Consider the following 14,801-nt stretch of genomic DNA (forward strand, 5'->3'; position numbering starts at 1 on the left):
CACAGGGAGCATAACGGGACAGGTAAATACAGCCTAGAACGTGGCGTAGAAACTCTACAGACACACTTCAAAGATCAACGAACAAATTTCCACACGGATGTGGGGATTTTGTCATATAACTTATTCATCGTTAGCTCAGCGAGGCGATGGTCAGCAGCTGAATAAAATACCGCCAGTTCATTATCAGAAAGCTCGTATTTATTCTTTTCAATGACACGTTCGAGGGTGTCAATTGACTGACAACGACGTAAGCGCATCAAATAATCGACCTTTGTGAGTGGTTTTTCAGACATAAATTCACCTTAGTAATTGTAATAATTTTAACAGGAAAGGCTAACGGGGTTAGCTCTGCTCACGTTGACGAAACAGCGGAATAGTCGGTTTCCCGATTTGCGCCATTTTTGCAAATCCTGAGCGTTAATGCCGTAACTACTGAACAACATAAAGGTGTCGTCCAGGTATTCATCAATTTGCTCAATGAGCTTATTATCTTCATTGTACTTAATTTTATAATTAAGTGCGAAGGTAGCGATATGCTCGATAAGCTCGTTCAACTGTAAATTGATGGCAGACGTTGGATCGTTTACCCAGCCATGGTTACTTTCATCAAGATTGGCAAGGCAGTCATGGTACAAGGATTCGCAGAGAAATTTCAACTGCGCGATATCATGCCGTTTTGGCGAGTACTCGTCCATAGCGCATCCCCTTCTGAGTGATTTATTACTCACCGAACATCATTGTCGGGATGGATACAACTGACTTAGCTACATGAGTGCTGTGTTCCTGATAACCTAACTATAAGCCACTCCTGTCTGGATTTCACCGCGCTATTACGAAAAATTACAAATAAAACCGCAGGCTGCGAGACTCTACGCAAATGTTCATCCGGAACGGAACATTTTTATCCAGATTAACGCTTGTTTTGTTAGCTTCCTTACGTTTCATTAGCTTAGGTTTGCGCCTGAAGAAAAAGTTCAAATCCGGAGTTCTGTTTTTCCGAACTTTTAATTAGGAATATTCCTAACCCTCTGACCGAAGAAATGAATTTAAAAAAATCCTGTATTCTCGGATTACGTTATGCGTTATTTATGATATGTCCTGTTACGCTGGCAGAAAATAAATAAAACCACAATAAGCGTATTTTATGATTTTTTCTTAAAATGAAAAAGGCCGCTAATGCGGCCTTTTTATGATGTGAAACCGGTATCAGTGCGGTTCTACCGAATGACTGTGCTCAACATCTTCATTTTTGCGGCTGAAGCGGCGGCGAACCACCACGAAGAACACCGGAACGAAGAAGATAGCCAGCACGGTCGCGGTGATCATACCGCCCATCACGCCAGTACCGACCGCGTTCTGCGCACCGGAGCCCGCGCCAGAGCTGATAACCAGCGGCAGTACGCCGAGGATAAACGCCAGTGACGTCATCAGAATAGGACGCAGACGCATACGTACCGCTTCAAGCGTCGCCTCGATAAGCCCTTTACCTTCTTTCTCCATCAGGTCTTTGGCGAATTCAACGATAAGTATCGCGTTCTTCGCCGACAAGCCAATGGTTGTCAGCAGGCCTACCTGGAAGTACACGTCGTTGGTCAATCCACGGAACGTCGCCGCCAGCAGTGCACCGATAACCCCGAGTGGAACCACCAGCATAACGGAGAACGGAATCGACCAGCTCTCATACAGTGCCGCCAGACACAGGAATACCACAATCAAAGAAATGGCATACAGGGCAGGGGCCTGGTTACCGGACAGACGTTCCTGATAGGACATACCGGTCCAGTCATAGCCGATGCCAGATGGCAACTTGCTCGCCAGCTCTTCCATCAGGTTCATGGCTTCACCGGTGCTTCGGCCTGGTGCGGCCTGACCCAGGATCTCCATTGATGGCAGACCGTTGTAACGTTCCAGACGTGGTGAACCATATTCCCAGCGTGACGTTGAGAACGCCGCGAACGGAACCATCTGACCATTGCTGCCGCGAACGTACCAGTTGTTAATATCGTTCGGCAACATACGGTACTGCGCCTCTGACATCACGTACACTTTCTTCACACGACCACGGTCGATGAAGTCGTTCACGTAGCTACCGCCCCAGGCCGCGCCCAGTGTGGTATTGATGTCGCTGATGGACACGCCCAGCGCCTGTGCTTTCTCCTGGTCGATATCGATCTTGTACTGCGGCGTATCTTCCAGACCGTTTGGACGCACGCCAACCAACAGGTCAGGGTGTTTCGCCACCTCGCCGAACAGTTGGTTACGTGCCTGCGTCAGTTTTTCGTGACCCAGGCCGCCCTGGTCGATCAGCTGGAAGTCGAAACCGGTCGCGGTACCCAGTTCAACAATCGCTGGCAGGTTAAAGGCGAAGACCATCGCATCCTTAATCTGCGAGAAGGTCCCCATTGCACGGCCAGTGATGGCCTCAACTTTGTTCTCTTCGCCCGGACGATCCGCCCAGTCTTTCAGAGAGACGAAGGCGATACCGGTGTTCTGACCACGACCCGCAAAGCCAAAGCCGTTAACCGCAAACACGGACTCAACGTTCGCTTTCTCTTTAGTAAGGTAGTAGTCCGTCACTTCATCCAGCACTTTCTGGGTACGCTCCTGCGATGCACCCGCCGGAAGCTGCGCCATCGTCAGGAACACGCCCTGGTCTTCATCAGGCAGGAACGAGCTTGGCAGACGAACGAACAGATAGGCCATGCCGACGACAATGATGATATAGAGCAGCAGATAACGACCGGTGCTACGCAGGATGTTGCCCACGCTGTCGGTGTAGTGGTGCGTGCTCTTGTCAAACATGCGGTTAAACCAGCCGAAGAACCCTTTATGCTCGCCATGACCGCCTTTCTGAATGGGCTTCAGCATGGTGGCACACAGCGCAGGCGTCAGGATCAATGCGACCAGCACCGACAGCGCCATCGCGGAAACGATGGTAATCGAGAACTGACGGTAAATCGCACCGGTAGAGCCGCCGAAGAAGGCCATCGGGATAAATACCGCCGACAGTACCATCGCGATACCGACCAGCGCGCCCTGGATCTGGCCCATGGATTTACGGGTTGCTTCCTTCGGCGGTAAACCCTCTTCCGCCATGACACGCTCGACGTTCTCTACCACCACGATGGCGTCATCCACCAACAGGCCGATGGCAAGCACCATCCCGAACATCGTCAGGGTATTTATCGAGAATCCAAAGGCCGCAAGGATGGCAAAGGTCCCCAGCAGAACGACCGGCACGGCGATGGTTGGGATCAGCGTCGCGCGGAAGTTTTGCAGGAACAGATACATCACCAGGAAGACCAGGATAATCGCTTCTACCAGCGTTTTAACCACTTCATGAATCGAAATTTTTACGAACGGCGTCGTGTCGTACGGGTAGACGATTTTCAGACCTGACGGGAAGAACGGTTCCATCTTCTTCAGCTCTGCGCGGATCGCCGTGGCGGTGTCCAGGGCGTTAGCGCCGGTCGCCAGTTTAATACCCAGACCGGAAGCCGGTTTACCGTTAAACTTCGCAATGATGTCGTAGTTTTCGCCACCCAGCTCCACTTTCGCTACGTCGCGCAGGCGAACCTGCGAACCGTCCTGATTCACTTTCAGCAGGATTTTGCTGAACTCATCGGCGGAGGTCAGACGGGTTTGCGCGATAATGGACGCGTTAAGCTGCTGGCCTTTCACAGGTGGTGTACCGCCTAACTGACCGGCTGCCACCTGGGCGTTCTGCGCTTTAATCGCGTTAATCACGTCAACCGGCGTCAGCTGGAAGTTGTTCAGTTTGTTCGGATCCATCCAGATACGCATCGCGTACTGAGAACCGAACAGCTGAACGTCACCCACACCGGAAGTACGGCTGATGGCATCCTTCATGTTGGCGCCCACGTAGTCGGAAATATCCTCCTGCGTCATGGTGCCGTTGGTGTTGATAACGCCAACAACCATCAGGAAGCTACTGGACGATTTCTCGACGCTCACGCCCTGCTGTTGTACTTCCTGCGGCAGCAACGGCATTGCCAGCTGCAGTTTGTTCTGCACCTGAACCTGCGCGATGTCAGCATCGGTACCTGACTCGAAGGTCAGGGTGATCTGTACTGTACCGGTTGAGTCACTGTTTGAGGACATGTACATCAGGTTATCGATACCGTTCATGTTCTGTTCGATAACCTGGGTGACGGTGTCCTGCACCGTTTTCGCATCAGCGCCCGGGTAGGTTGCGGAAATTGTCACCGCCGGTGGCGCAATCGTTGGATATTGCGCGACAGGCAGCTTCAGGATCGCAAGTCCCCCGGCCAACATGATGATAATGGCGATCACCCACGCAAATATGGGGCGATCGATAAAGAAATTAGGCATGTCTTAACGGCTCCTGTTTAAGTTAAGACTTGGTTTGTTCTGACTGGTCAGCGGCCGAAGCAGATTGTTTATCGTCAGATTTCACTTCCTGTGCTTTGACCTGCGCACCAGGACGAACTTTTTGCAAACCAGTAACAATCACGCGATCGCCATCTTTCAGACCTTCCGTCACCAGCCATTTATCGCCAATCGCCTGAGTGGCGGTAATGTTGCGCATTTCGACTTTGTCATCCGCCCCGACAACCAGCGCGCTCGCATCGCCACGTGGCGTACGGGTCACACCCTGCTGTGGAACCAGAAGTGCGGTTGGATTGGTGCCTTCTTCCAGACGCGCGCGAACGAACATACCTGGCAGCAGATTTTTATCAGGGTTCGGGAAAATCGCCCGTAAGGTGATGGAACCGGTAGTCTGGTCGACCGTCACATCGGAGAACTCCAGAGTCCCTTCCTGCGGGAACTTGATACCGTCGTTAGTCACCAGCTCCACTTTGGCTTTGCCGTTTTCCTGTTTCAGGGTGCCGTTAGCCAGCTCCTGTTTCAGGCGCAGGAAATCATTGCTGGACTGGGTCACGTCAACGTAGATCGGATCAAGCTGCTGCACGGTAGCCAGCGCAGTGGTTTGTCCGTTCTGTACCAGCGCCCCTTCCGTGACGGAAGATTTACCAATACGACCGCTGATAGGGGAGGTCACTTTGGTATAGGCCAGATTAATACGTGCGGTTTCGACGGCCGCTTTGGCGGCTACCACGGCGGCGTTAGCCTGCTGGGCATCGGCCAGAGCGGTATCATAATCCTGTTGACTGATGTACTTCGTACCGAGCAGTTTTTGATAACGGTTCAGCGTCAGCTGGGCGATTTTGGCGGCGGCTTGCGCTTTTGCCAGGTCGCCTTTGGCGCTTTCATAAGAGGCCTGATAGGTCGCGGGATCAATCTGATACAGAGACTCACCGGCTTTCACATCACCGCCTTCGGTAAAGTTACGTTTCAGGATAATGCCACTCACCTGAGGGCGAACTTCCGCAATGCGATAGGCATTGGTACGGCCAGGTAATTCGGTGGTGATCTGCAGAGGTTCAGATTTGAGTGTCACTACGCCGACTTCTGGCGCCTGCTGAGCTCCTTGTTGAGCTGGTTTGTCGTCACATCCTGTTAGCGCTAAGCTGCCTGAGAGCATCAGAACGACCGCCAGAGGCGTTAACCCTCTGTTTTTGTTCATATGTAAACCTCGAGTGTCCGATTTCAAATTGATCAATGGTCCTGAGTCCAAAAACCCATTGCTGCGTTTATATTATCGTCATGCTATGGTACATACATTCACAAATGTATGTAAATCTGACTCCTGTAAATTCACTCACCTATGGCACGAAAAACTAAACAACAAGCGCTGGAAACCCGACAACATATCCTTGATGTGGCAATACGTTTGTTCTCTCAGCAGGGTGTTTCATCAACCTCGTTGGCACAAATTGCTCAGGCTGCTGGCGTGACTCGGGGTGCGATTTACTGGCATTTTAAAGATAAGTCAGATCTGTTCAGTGAAATCTGGGAGCTTTCAGAGTCCAGCATTAGCGATCTTGAGAGTGAGTATCGGGCAAAATTCCCTGACGATCCACTCTCAGTATTAAGAGAGATATTAGTATATATCCTTGAAGCTACGGTAGTTGAAGAACGTCGCAGATTAATGATGGAAATAATTTTTCATAAATGCGAGTTCGTGGGCGAGATGGCGGTGGTGCAGCAGGCGCAGCGTAGTTTGTGCCTGGAGAGTTATGACCGCATTGAACAAACGCTCACCCAGTGTATGCAGGCGAAGCTGTTACCGGCTAATTTACTGACTCGTCGGGCGGCTATCCTGATGCGCAGCTATATTTCGGGCCTGATGGAAAACTGGCTTTTTGCGCCGGACTCCTTTGACCTCAAGCAGGAAGCACGCAGCTACGTCGCGATTTTACTGGAAATGTGTCAGTTCTGCCCGACGCTGCGCAGCGATGCCCCTTCGTTACCCGCCTGAGCCATTCCAGGATTTATCTTAGAGGATAACGTTCACGCTATTCTGCTTCAGACGAGCGTGATATTCTTCACGCCGGACTATTATCGGTCATCTGCTGACATCATTCACAACTATGCTGCCCATCAATCGCTCGCAACATCCTGTTTTTGCATTGCTCTTTGCTATGCTGTTTTTCTTCTCCACCGGACCGCTTTCGTGGGCCCGCGCAGATAACAGTACGGATATCCCCTCACGCAGTGATGTTCAGTCGCAACTCGACACCCTGAACAAACAAAAAGAGCTCTCTCCGCAGGAGAAACTCACCCAGCAGGATCTGACAGAGACGCTGGAAAACATTGATAAAATTGAGCGCGTTAAAGCAGAAACCACCCAGCTTCGTCAGAAGGTGGCGCAGGCGCCTGAGAACATGCGCAAGGCCACGGAAGCGCTGAATGCGCTGAGTGACGTCGATAACGACGACGAAACGCGTAAGACGCTCGCCACGCTTTCTTTACGTCAGCTGGAGTCGCGCGTTGCCCAACTGCTCGACGATCTGCAAACCGCGCAGTCCGACCTCGCGACCTACAACAGTCAGCTCGTCTCTCTGCAAACCCAGCCCGAGCGCGTGCAAAATGCGATGTATACCGCGTCTCAGCAGCTGCAGCAGATCCGCAACCGCCTGAACGGTACGACGGTGGGGGAAGGGACGCTTCGCCCAACGCAGCAAACCCTGCTGCTGGTTCAGCAGTCATTACTCAATGCGCAAATTGAACAGCAGCGTAAAAGCCTGGAAGGGAATACGGTGCTGCAGGACACGCTCCAGAAACAGCGTGATTACGTCACGGCGAATATTAATCGTCTGGAACACCAGCTTCAGCTGCTGCAGGAAGCGGTAAACAGTAAGCGTCTGACCCTGACGGAAAAAACGGCCCAGGAGGCGGTGTCGCCGGACGAAACAGCCCGTATTCAGGCCAACCCGCTGGTGAAACAGGAGCTTGAGGCTAACCATCAGCTGAGTCAGCGTCTGATTCTGGCGACGGAAAACGGCAACTTGCTGGTTCAGCAAAACATTAAAGTGAAAAACTGGCTGGATCGGGCGCTGCAGGCGGAACGCAACATCAAAGAACAGATCGCGGTCCTGAAAGGTAGCCTCCTGCTGTCGCGAATTCTCTACCAGCAGCAGCAGACGCTGCCGTCCGCCGACGAGCTGGAAGACATGACTAACCGCATTGCGGATTTGCGTCTGGAACAATTTGACGTGAATCAGCAGCGTGATGCCCTTTTCCAGAGCGATAACTTCGTCGCCAAAATTGAAGAGGGTCATTCCAGCGACGTGAACCCGGAAGTGCATGACGCGCTGCTCCAGGTCGTCGATATGCGCCGTGAGCTATTGGATCAGCTCAACAAACAGCTGGGCAACCAGCTGATGATGGCCATCAACCTGCAGATCAACCAGCAGCAGCTGGTCAGCGTTTCCAAAAGCCTGCAGGAGATTTTGACGCAGCAAATTTTCTGGGTGAACAGCAACAAGCCGATGGACTGGGATTGGGTGAAGTCCTTCCCTGAACAGCTGAAAACGCAGATTAAGAGCATGAAAATCACCGTGAACTGGGAGAAAGCCTGGCCTGCGGTAATGATTGCTTTCCTGGCGGGATTACCCCTGCTGCTGATTGCCGGTCTGATTCGCTGGCGTTTGAAATGGCTTAAACAGTACCAGGCGAAGCTGGCCTCGGAAGTGGGGCAACTGCGCAACGACAGCCAGCTCCATACGCCAAAAGCGATTCTGATCGACCTTATTCGCGCCCTGCCGGTGTGCCTGATTATTCTGGCGGTAGGCCTGATTCTGCTCACCATGCAGCTTAACGTCAGCGATCTGCTGTGGGCATTCAGCAAAAAACTGGCGCTGTTCTGGCTGGTGTTTGGCCTGTGCTGGAAGGTCCTGGAAAAAGACGGCGTTGCGGTCCGTCATTTCAACATGCCTGCCCAACTGACCAGCCACTGGCGTCGACAGATTGTACGTGTCAGCCTGGCGCTTCTGCCGCTTCACTTCTGGTCAGTTGTTTCTGAACTGTCTCCGCTGCATCTGATGGATGATGTGCTGGGTCAGTTGGTCATTATGCTGAACCTGCTGCTGATTGCCATCCTCATGTGGCCGATGTGCCGCGATAGCTGGCGTGATAAAGAGTCCCACAATATTCGTCTGGCCACCGTGACAGTACTGGCGATCATTCCGCTGGCGCTGATGGTGCTCACGGCGACGGGCTACTTCTATACCACGCTGCGTCTGTCCGGGCGCTGGATCGAAACGGTCTATCTGGTGATCGTCTGGAATCTGCTCTATCAAACCGTACTGCGCGGGTTAAGCGTCGCGGCTCGCCGTATTGCTTACCGTCGTGCTATCGCGCGTCGTCAGCATCAGGTGAAAGAGGGCGCCGAAGGGGCGGAGCCACAGGAAGAACCGACCATCGCGCTGGAGCAGGTCAACCAGCAGACGCTGCGTATCACTATGCTGGTGATGATCGCGCTGTTTGCGGTGATGTTCTGGGCTATCTGGTCTGATTTAATTACCGTTTTCGCCTACCTCGACAGCATCACCCTCTGGCAATACAACGGCACCGAAGCTGGCGCCGCGGTGATGAAAAGCGTCACCATGGGCAGCCTGCTGTTTGCGCTGGTGTCGTCGGTGGTAGCCTGGGCGCTGATTCGCAACCTGCCGGGTCTGCTGGAAGTGCTGGTCCTCTCGCGGCTGAACCTGCGTCAGGGGGCGTCGTACGCTATCACTACGATCCTGAACTACGTCATTATTATTGTCGGGGCGATGACGGTATTCGGCTCGCTGGGCGTCTCGTGGGATAAACTCCAGTGGCTGGCGGCCGCCCTCTCGGTAGGTCTGGGTTTTGGCCTGCAGGAGATCTTCGGTAACTTTGTCTCCGGTCTGATCATCCTGTTCGAACGTCCGGTGCGAATTGGCGATACCGTCACCATCGGGACGTTCTCCGGTACGGTCAGCAAGATCCGCATTCGTGCCACCACGATTACCGATTTCGATCGCAAAGAGGTGATCATCCCGAACAAGGCGTTCGTGACCGAGCGTCTGATCAACTGGTCGCTCTCTGATACGGTGACGCGCGTGGTGATCCGCCTGGGCGTAGCCTATGGATCGGATCTGGAGAAGGTGAAAGAGGTGCTGCTGAAGGCAGCCTCAGAACATCCGAAAGTGATGCACGATCCGGCTCCGGCGGTGTTCTTCACCACCTTCGGGCCAAGCACGCTGGATCATGAACTGCGTTTATACGTGCGTGAACTGCGTGACCGTAGCTACACGGTAGATGAGCTTAACCGGTCTATCGATCGTCTGTGCCGTGAAAACGATATTAATATCGCCTTCAACCAGCTTGAAGTTCACCTGCGTAACGAAAAAGGTGATGAGCATACGGAAGTGAAGCGCGACATTAAAGGTGACGATCCCACTCCGGCTTAATCTATTTTCCCTCTCCCTGTGGGAGAGGGTTAGGGTGAGGGCTACTGGCCTTCACCTTTCCTTCGAAATCCCGCTGCACAATCGCCAGCGCTTTCAGCACCGTTTCGGCGGGAATATCATGATTCTCCAGCAGCATAATTAAATCGACGGCCAGCTTGACCTCATCGGGTGCATTTTCCAGTGACATGGGGGTGGCTCCTGTTAGCGGGTCAAACGTTCAATGACGCGTTCAATCTCATCCAGCGCCTGACGGCAGCGCACAATGCGGCCTTCCAGGGCGCTAATCTCGCGCATCAATAATTGTTGTTCTTCCAGCGTTTCGCTGTTATTCAGCCGCACTTCGCGCTCACGTTTCATCTCAAACAGTCGGCGTTCAAACTCCTGATTCTCCAGCCGCTTGCGCTGCCATTTGCCGAGTCCGGGCGAGCCGCTGTCCCAGGCGCGTAGCGGCCAGGCGGCAATTTCGCGATGCAGGGCGGTGATTTGCTCAGTGAGATGCTCTGCAAGCCACGCCACCTGTTCCTGCTGTTCACTTTCAACCGCATGGCAAAGCTCGTCAAGGTGGGTCTGCGCCTCAGCCAGGTAATCCTGAATGACCGTACTGCGGGTACGAAAAAGCTGCCGATCAAAGCGCGGCTTCAGCGTGGCGTGCCCCAGCAGAGGGGTGGCCTCTGCTCGCAGGGTGGTCAACTGTTTTTGCAGCGTCTCCAGAAGCAAGGCTGTTTTCAAAACGCTCTCCAGTGGTAAAGTAGCCGTTCAGTTTGATAACGATTCGCATTATGCAGCGTACTATTTTAATCATCATTGGCTGGCTCGCGGTAGTGCTGGGTACACTGGGTGTGGTTTTACCCTTACTGCCCACCACGCCGTTTATCCTGCTGGCAGCCTGGTGCTTCGCCCGCTCGTCGCCGCGTTTTCACCACTGGCTGCTTTATCGCTCATGGTTTGGTGGCTACCTGCGCCACTGGCAAAAACACCGTGCCATGCCGCCCGGCGCGAAGCCGCGCGCGATTGCGGTGATCCTCATTACCTTTGCTATTTCATTATGGTTGGTGAAAATGATGTGGGTGCGGATCCTGCTGCTGATCATTCTGACCTGCCTGCTTATCTTCATGTGGCGGATCCCCGTGGTTGATGAAAAGCAACAAAAGCACTGAAGCCTCATAATGGCTGTTGCAATTATTGCGTACAGCCAGTAAATTCGACCGTTTTCGAGCACAGGCGCGCCTGGTTAAAGGTTAAACGATTGTTACCTTTACCCACTCCGTTGCGCGTCGTGAGTAACACTGTTTCATTTAGGCACAAACCGATGACCGCAACTGCACAGCAGCTTGAATATCTGAAAAACAGCATCAAAAGCATCCAGGACTATCCAAAACCTGGCATTCTTTTCCGTGATGTCACCAGCTTGCTGGAAGACCCGAAAGCGTACGCGCTCAGCATTGAACTGCTGGTCGAGCGTTACAAAAACGCCGGGATCACCAAAGTAGTAGGTACCGAAGCCCGTGGCTTCCTGTTTGGCGCACCGGTTGCGCTGGCAATGGGCGTGGGTTTTGTGCCGGTGCGTAAACCGCGCAAACTGCCGCGTGAAACCATCGCAGAGAGCTACGAGCTGGAATACGGCACCGATCAGCTGGAAATCCACGTTGATGCGATCAAGCCTGGCGACAAAGTGCTGGTGGTGGACGATCTGCTGGCGACCGGCGGCACCATCGAAGCGACCGTGAAGCTGATCCGTCGTCTGGGTGGCGAAGTGACCGACGCGGCGTTCATTATTAACCTGTTCGATCTCGGCGGCGAACAGCGCCTGGAAAAACAGGGCATTACCAGCTACAGCCTGGTGCCATTCCCGGGTCATTAATCCCGGTTTTCACAACCTCGCTCAATGGGTGAGGTTGTGATAGCATTCCCCTCCATAAATTCACCTTCCAGCGTTGCAGAGCCTGCCCATGAGTTATCAGGTGTTAGCCCGTAAATGGCGACCACAAACCTTTGCTGACGTTGTCGGTCAGGAGCATGTGCTGACGGCCCTGGCGAACGGCTTGTCGCTAGGTCGCATCCATCACGCCTATCTTTTCTCCGGCACCCGCGGCGTCGGTAAGACCTCAATTGCCCGTTTGCTGGCGAAAGGTCTCAACTGCGAAACCGGGATCACCGCCACGCCGTGCGGCGTGTGTGATAACTGCCGGGAGATCGAGCAGGGGCGTTTTGTCGATCTGATCGAGATCGACGCCGCCTCGCGCACGAAAGTCGAAGATACCCGCGATCTGCTGGATAACGTGCAGTACGCCCCGGCGCGCGGTCGCTTCAAGGTCTACCTGATCGATGAAGTGCACATGCTGTCGCGCCACAGCTTTAACGCCCTGCTGAAAACGCTGGAAGAGCCGCCCGCGCACGTGAAATTCCTGCTGGCGACGACCGATCCGCAAAAGCTGCCGGTCACCATTCTGTCCCGCTGCCTGCAGTTCCACCTGAAGGCCCTGGACGTAGAACAGATCCGCGCCCAGCTCGAACACATTCTCGACGAAGAGAAGATCGTCCACGAGCCGCGCGCCCTGCAACTGCTGGCGCGTGCAGCGGACGGCAGCCTGCGTGATGCGTTAAGCCTGACCGACCAGGCGATTGCCAGCGGTGACGGTAAGCTCTCTACCGAAGCAGTCAGCACCATGCTCGGTACGCTGGATGACGATCAGGCGCTTTCACTCATCGAAGCGATGATTGCCGCCAACGGTGAGCGCGTCATGACGCTGGTCAATGCTGCTGCTGGCCGGGGGATTGAATGGGAAGCGCTGCTGGTTGAGATGCTCAGCCTGCTGCACCGCGTGGCGATGCTGCAGCTTTCTCCGTCGGCAATTGGCGCAGATATGGCCGCCATTGAACAGCGGATGCGTGAACTTGCCCGCACCGTGCCACCTGCCGATGTACAGCTTTATTACCAAATCCTGCTGATTGGCCGTAAAGAGCTGCCGTACGCGCCGGATCCCCGGATGGGCGTAGAAATGACGCTGCTGCGCGCGCTGGCGTTCCACCCGCGTATGCCGCTGCCGGAGCCGGAAGCGCCGCGGCAGTCTTTTGCCCCGGTCGCCCCAACGGCGGTGATGTCACCTCAGCAGGTGCCACCGCAGCCGACACCGCCGCCGCAAAACGTGCCGCTGTCGGATGCCACCAGTTCGGTGCTTGCCGCTCGCAGTCAGCTGCAGCGTGCGCAGGGAGTAACCAAACCAAAAAAGAGTGAACCGGCAGCGCCAGGAAGAGCGCGGCCGGTGAACAACGCCGCGCTTGAACGACTGGCCTCGGTAACGGAGCGCGTACAGTCGCGCCCGGCACCGTCCGCGCTCGAGCAGAAAGCCCCGGCGAAAGAAGAGGCATACCGCTGGAAGGCGACCACCGTTGTCGAAACGGTAAAGGAAGAGGTCGCTACGCCGAAAGCGCTGAAAAAGGCGCTGGAGCATGAGAAAACGCCGGAGCTTTCCGCGAAGCTCGCAGAAGAATCTATTGCCCGCGATGCCTGGGCCGCTGAGGTCAGCAAACTCCAGCTGCCGAAGCTGGTCGAGCAGGTTGCGCTGAACGCCTGGAAAGAGCAGGACGGTAATCAGGTGCGTTTACACCTGCGTCCTGGTCAGCGACACCTGAATTCGCCAGGCGCGCAAAAGGCGCTGGCCGAGGCGCTCGCCACATTACAGGGTGCGCCGGTTGAATTGACTATCATTGAAGATGATAATCCGGCAGTGAAAACGCCGCTTGAGTGGCGCCAGGCCATTTATGAAGAGAAACTCGCGCAGGCGCGCGAGGCGATTATTGCGGATAACAACATTCAGACCCTGCGCCGGTTCTTCGACGCCGATCTGGATGAAGAGAGTATTCGCCCCATTTGATCGTGAGTCTGACTTACGGTTGTAATCCTTAAACGTGAAAGAAGAGAGAAGCCTATGTTTGGTGGAAAAGGCGGTCTGGGTGGCCTGATGAAGCAGGCTCAGCAGATGCAGGAAAAAATGCAGAAGATGCAGGAAGAGATCGCTCAGATGGAAGTCACGGGTGAATCCGGTGCCGGTCTGGTCAAGGTGACCATCAACGGTGCGCATAACTGCCGTCGCGTTGAAATCGACCCAAGCCTGCTCGAAGACGACAAAGAGATGCTGGAAGATCTGGTTGCTGCCGCGTTTAACGATGCTGCGCGCCGTATCGACGAAACCCAGAAAGAGAAAATGGCCTCTGTTTCCAGCGGTATGCAGCTGCCGCCGGGCTTTAAGATGCCATTCTGATGCAAACCAGTCCGCTGCTCACGCAGTTAATGGAAGCTCTGCGCTGCCTGCCGGGCGTTGGCCCGAAGTCGGCGCAGCGCATGGCGTTCACGCTTTTGCAGCGCGATCGCAGCGGCGGGATGCGCCTGGCGCAGGCTCTGACCCGCGCGATGTCAGAAATTGGTCACTGTGCGGATTGCCGCACCTTTACCGAGCAGGATGTGTGTAACATCTGCTCGAATCCACGTCGTCAGGAAAACGGTCAGATTTGCGTGGTAGAGAGTCCGGCGGACATCTATGCCATCGAACAAACCGGGCAGTTTTCCGGCCGCTATTTCGTGCTGATGGGGCATCTCTCCCCGCTGGACGGTATCGGCCCGGACGATATCGGTCTTGACCGCCTTGAACAGCGTCTTGAGTCCGAAACGATTAAAGAGGTGATCCTCGCCACCAACCCAACGGTGGAAGGGGAAGCAACCGCCAACTACATCGCCGAGCTGTGCTCACAGTACGGCGTAGACGCCAGCCGCATCGCCCACGGCGTGCCGGTGGGCGGCGAGCTGGAGATGGTGGACGGCACCACGCTGTCGCACTCTCTGGCCGGGCGTCACAAGATTATTTTCTGACCAAACGGCGGCTGCGTTCGCGGCCTCCGCTTGAAATTTCTCTCCCTTATCCCCATCTCTCACTCAACGTTTTACAACCCCATTAAATGGCATTGTTGAGGTCGACTTAG

The 14,801-nt window shown here is 54.4% G+C and carries 13 protein-coding genes and 1 other annotated feature; of the genes, 7 read left to right on the forward strand and 6 right to left on the reverse strand.

The window, feature by feature from the left end; translation table 11 throughout:
- Positions 1-74: 74 nt before the first annotated feature.
- The 4 genes from ABFI50_RS14265 to acrA form a co-directional block, all read right to left on the reverse strand.
- On the reverse strand, positions 75-293 hold the full coding sequence (locus tag ABFI50_RS14265) for an HHA domain-containing protein (protein WP_014882802.1): 219 nt from the start codon (positions 291-293) through the stop codon (positions 75-77).
- Between the two features lie 27 nt (positions 294-320).
- Positions 321-695, reverse strand: coding sequence for an Hha toxicity modulator TomB (gene tomB / locus ABFI50_RS14270; protein WP_008499288.1), 375 nt, complete (start codon positions 693-695; stop codon positions 321-323).
- Positions 696-1,206: 511 nt separating this feature from the next.
- Complete coding sequence (gene acrB, locus ABFI50_RS14275) at positions 1,207-4,353, reverse strand: multidrug efflux RND transporter permease subunit AcrB (protein ID WP_014882803.1); 3,147 nt, start codon at positions 4,351-4,353, stop codon at positions 1,207-1,209.
- Between the two features lie 22 nt (positions 4,354-4,375).
- Positions 4,376-5,569 (reverse strand): multidrug efflux RND transporter periplasmic adaptor subunit AcrA, encoded by a 1,194-nt coding sequence (gene acrA, locus ABFI50_RS14280; RefSeq protein ID WP_014882804.1) that lies wholly within the window; start codon positions 5,567-5,569, stop codon positions 4,376-4,378.
- Between the two features lie 141 nt (positions 5,570-5,710).
- Here acrA and acrR point away from each other — a divergent pair, with 141 nt between their 5' ends.
- Together acrR and mscK are read left to right on the forward strand one after the other, a co-directional pair.
- The gene (gene acrR / locus ABFI50_RS14285) at positions 5,711-6,364 is read left to right on the forward strand and encodes a multidrug efflux transporter transcriptional repressor AcrR (protein ID WP_014882805.1); all 654 of its coding nucleotides are present in this window, start codon (positions 5,711-5,713) and stop codon (positions 6,362-6,364) included.
- Positions 6,365-6,476: 112 nt separating this feature from the next.
- Positions 6,477-9,824, forward strand: coding sequence for a mechanosensitive channel MscK (mscK, locus tag ABFI50_RS14290; protein WP_248216659.1), 3,348 nt, complete (start codon positions 6,477-6,479; stop codon positions 9,822-9,824).
- Between the two features lies 1 nt (position 9,825).
- Here mscK and rsmS read toward each other — a convergent pair whose 3' ends face one another.
- Positions 9,826-10,011, reverse strand: a complete 186-nt coding sequence (rsmS, locus tag ABFI50_RS14295) for a pleiotropic regulatory protein RsmS (RefSeq protein WP_014882807.1) — start codon at positions 10,009-10,011, stop codon at positions 9,826-9,828.
- A 14-nt stretch (positions 10,012-10,025) separates the two neighbouring features.
- Complete coding sequence (gene priC, locus ABFI50_RS14300) at positions 10,026-10,553, reverse strand: primosomal replication protein N'' (RefSeq protein ID WP_014882808.1); 528 nt, start codon at positions 10,551-10,553, stop codon at positions 10,026-10,028.
- Between the two features lie 50 nt (positions 10,554-10,603).
- On the opposite strand from priC, the gene ABFI50_RS14305 reads away from it, so the two are divergent.
- The 5 genes from ABFI50_RS14305 to recR all read left to right on the forward strand — a co-directional run bounded on the left by ABFI50_RS14305 (position 10,604) and on the right by recR (position 14,691).
- On the forward strand, positions 10,604-10,981 hold the full coding sequence (locus tag ABFI50_RS14305; RefSeq protein WP_023332251.1) for a DUF454 family protein: 378 nt from the start codon (positions 10,604-10,606) through the stop codon (positions 10,979-10,981).
- A 152-nt stretch (positions 10,982-11,133) separates the two neighbouring features.
- Positions 11,134-11,685, forward strand: coding sequence for an adenine phosphoribosyltransferase (gene apt, locus ABFI50_RS14310; protein ID WP_000127359.1), 552 nt, complete (start codon positions 11,134-11,136; stop codon positions 11,683-11,685).
- 88 nt (positions 11,686-11,773) lie between these two features.
- A complete protein-coding gene (gene dnaX / locus ABFI50_RS14315) occupies positions 11,774-13,699 on the forward strand; it encodes a DNA polymerase III subunit gamma/tau (RefSeq protein WP_248216658.1) in 1,926 nt (641 codons plus the stop codon).
- Positions 13,029-13,093 (forward strand) — a sequence feature (DnaX frameshifting element). It overlaps the preceding gene by 65 nt.
- Positions 13,700-13,753: 54 nt before the next feature.
- The gene (locus tag ABFI50_RS14320; RefSeq protein ID WP_014882811.1) at positions 13,754-14,086 is read left to right on the forward strand and encodes a YbaB/EbfC family nucleoid-associated protein; all 333 of its coding nucleotides are present in this window, start codon (positions 13,754-13,756) and stop codon (positions 14,084-14,086) included.
- On the forward strand, positions 14,086-14,691 hold the full coding sequence (gene recR / locus ABFI50_RS14325) for a recombination mediator RecR (protein WP_014882812.1): 606 nt from the start codon (positions 14,086-14,088) through the stop codon (positions 14,689-14,691). The genes ABFI50_RS14320 and recR overlap by 1 nt, the downstream gene beginning before the upstream one ends.
- Positions 14,692-14,801 lie beyond the last annotated feature (110 nt).

The sequence above is a fragment of the Enterobacter sp. HNDS-6 genome (genome assembly GCF_039850505.1).
GTDB classification, from domain to species: Bacteria; Pseudomonadota; Gammaproteobacteria; order Enterobacterales; family Enterobacteriaceae; genus Enterobacter; species Enterobacter kobei.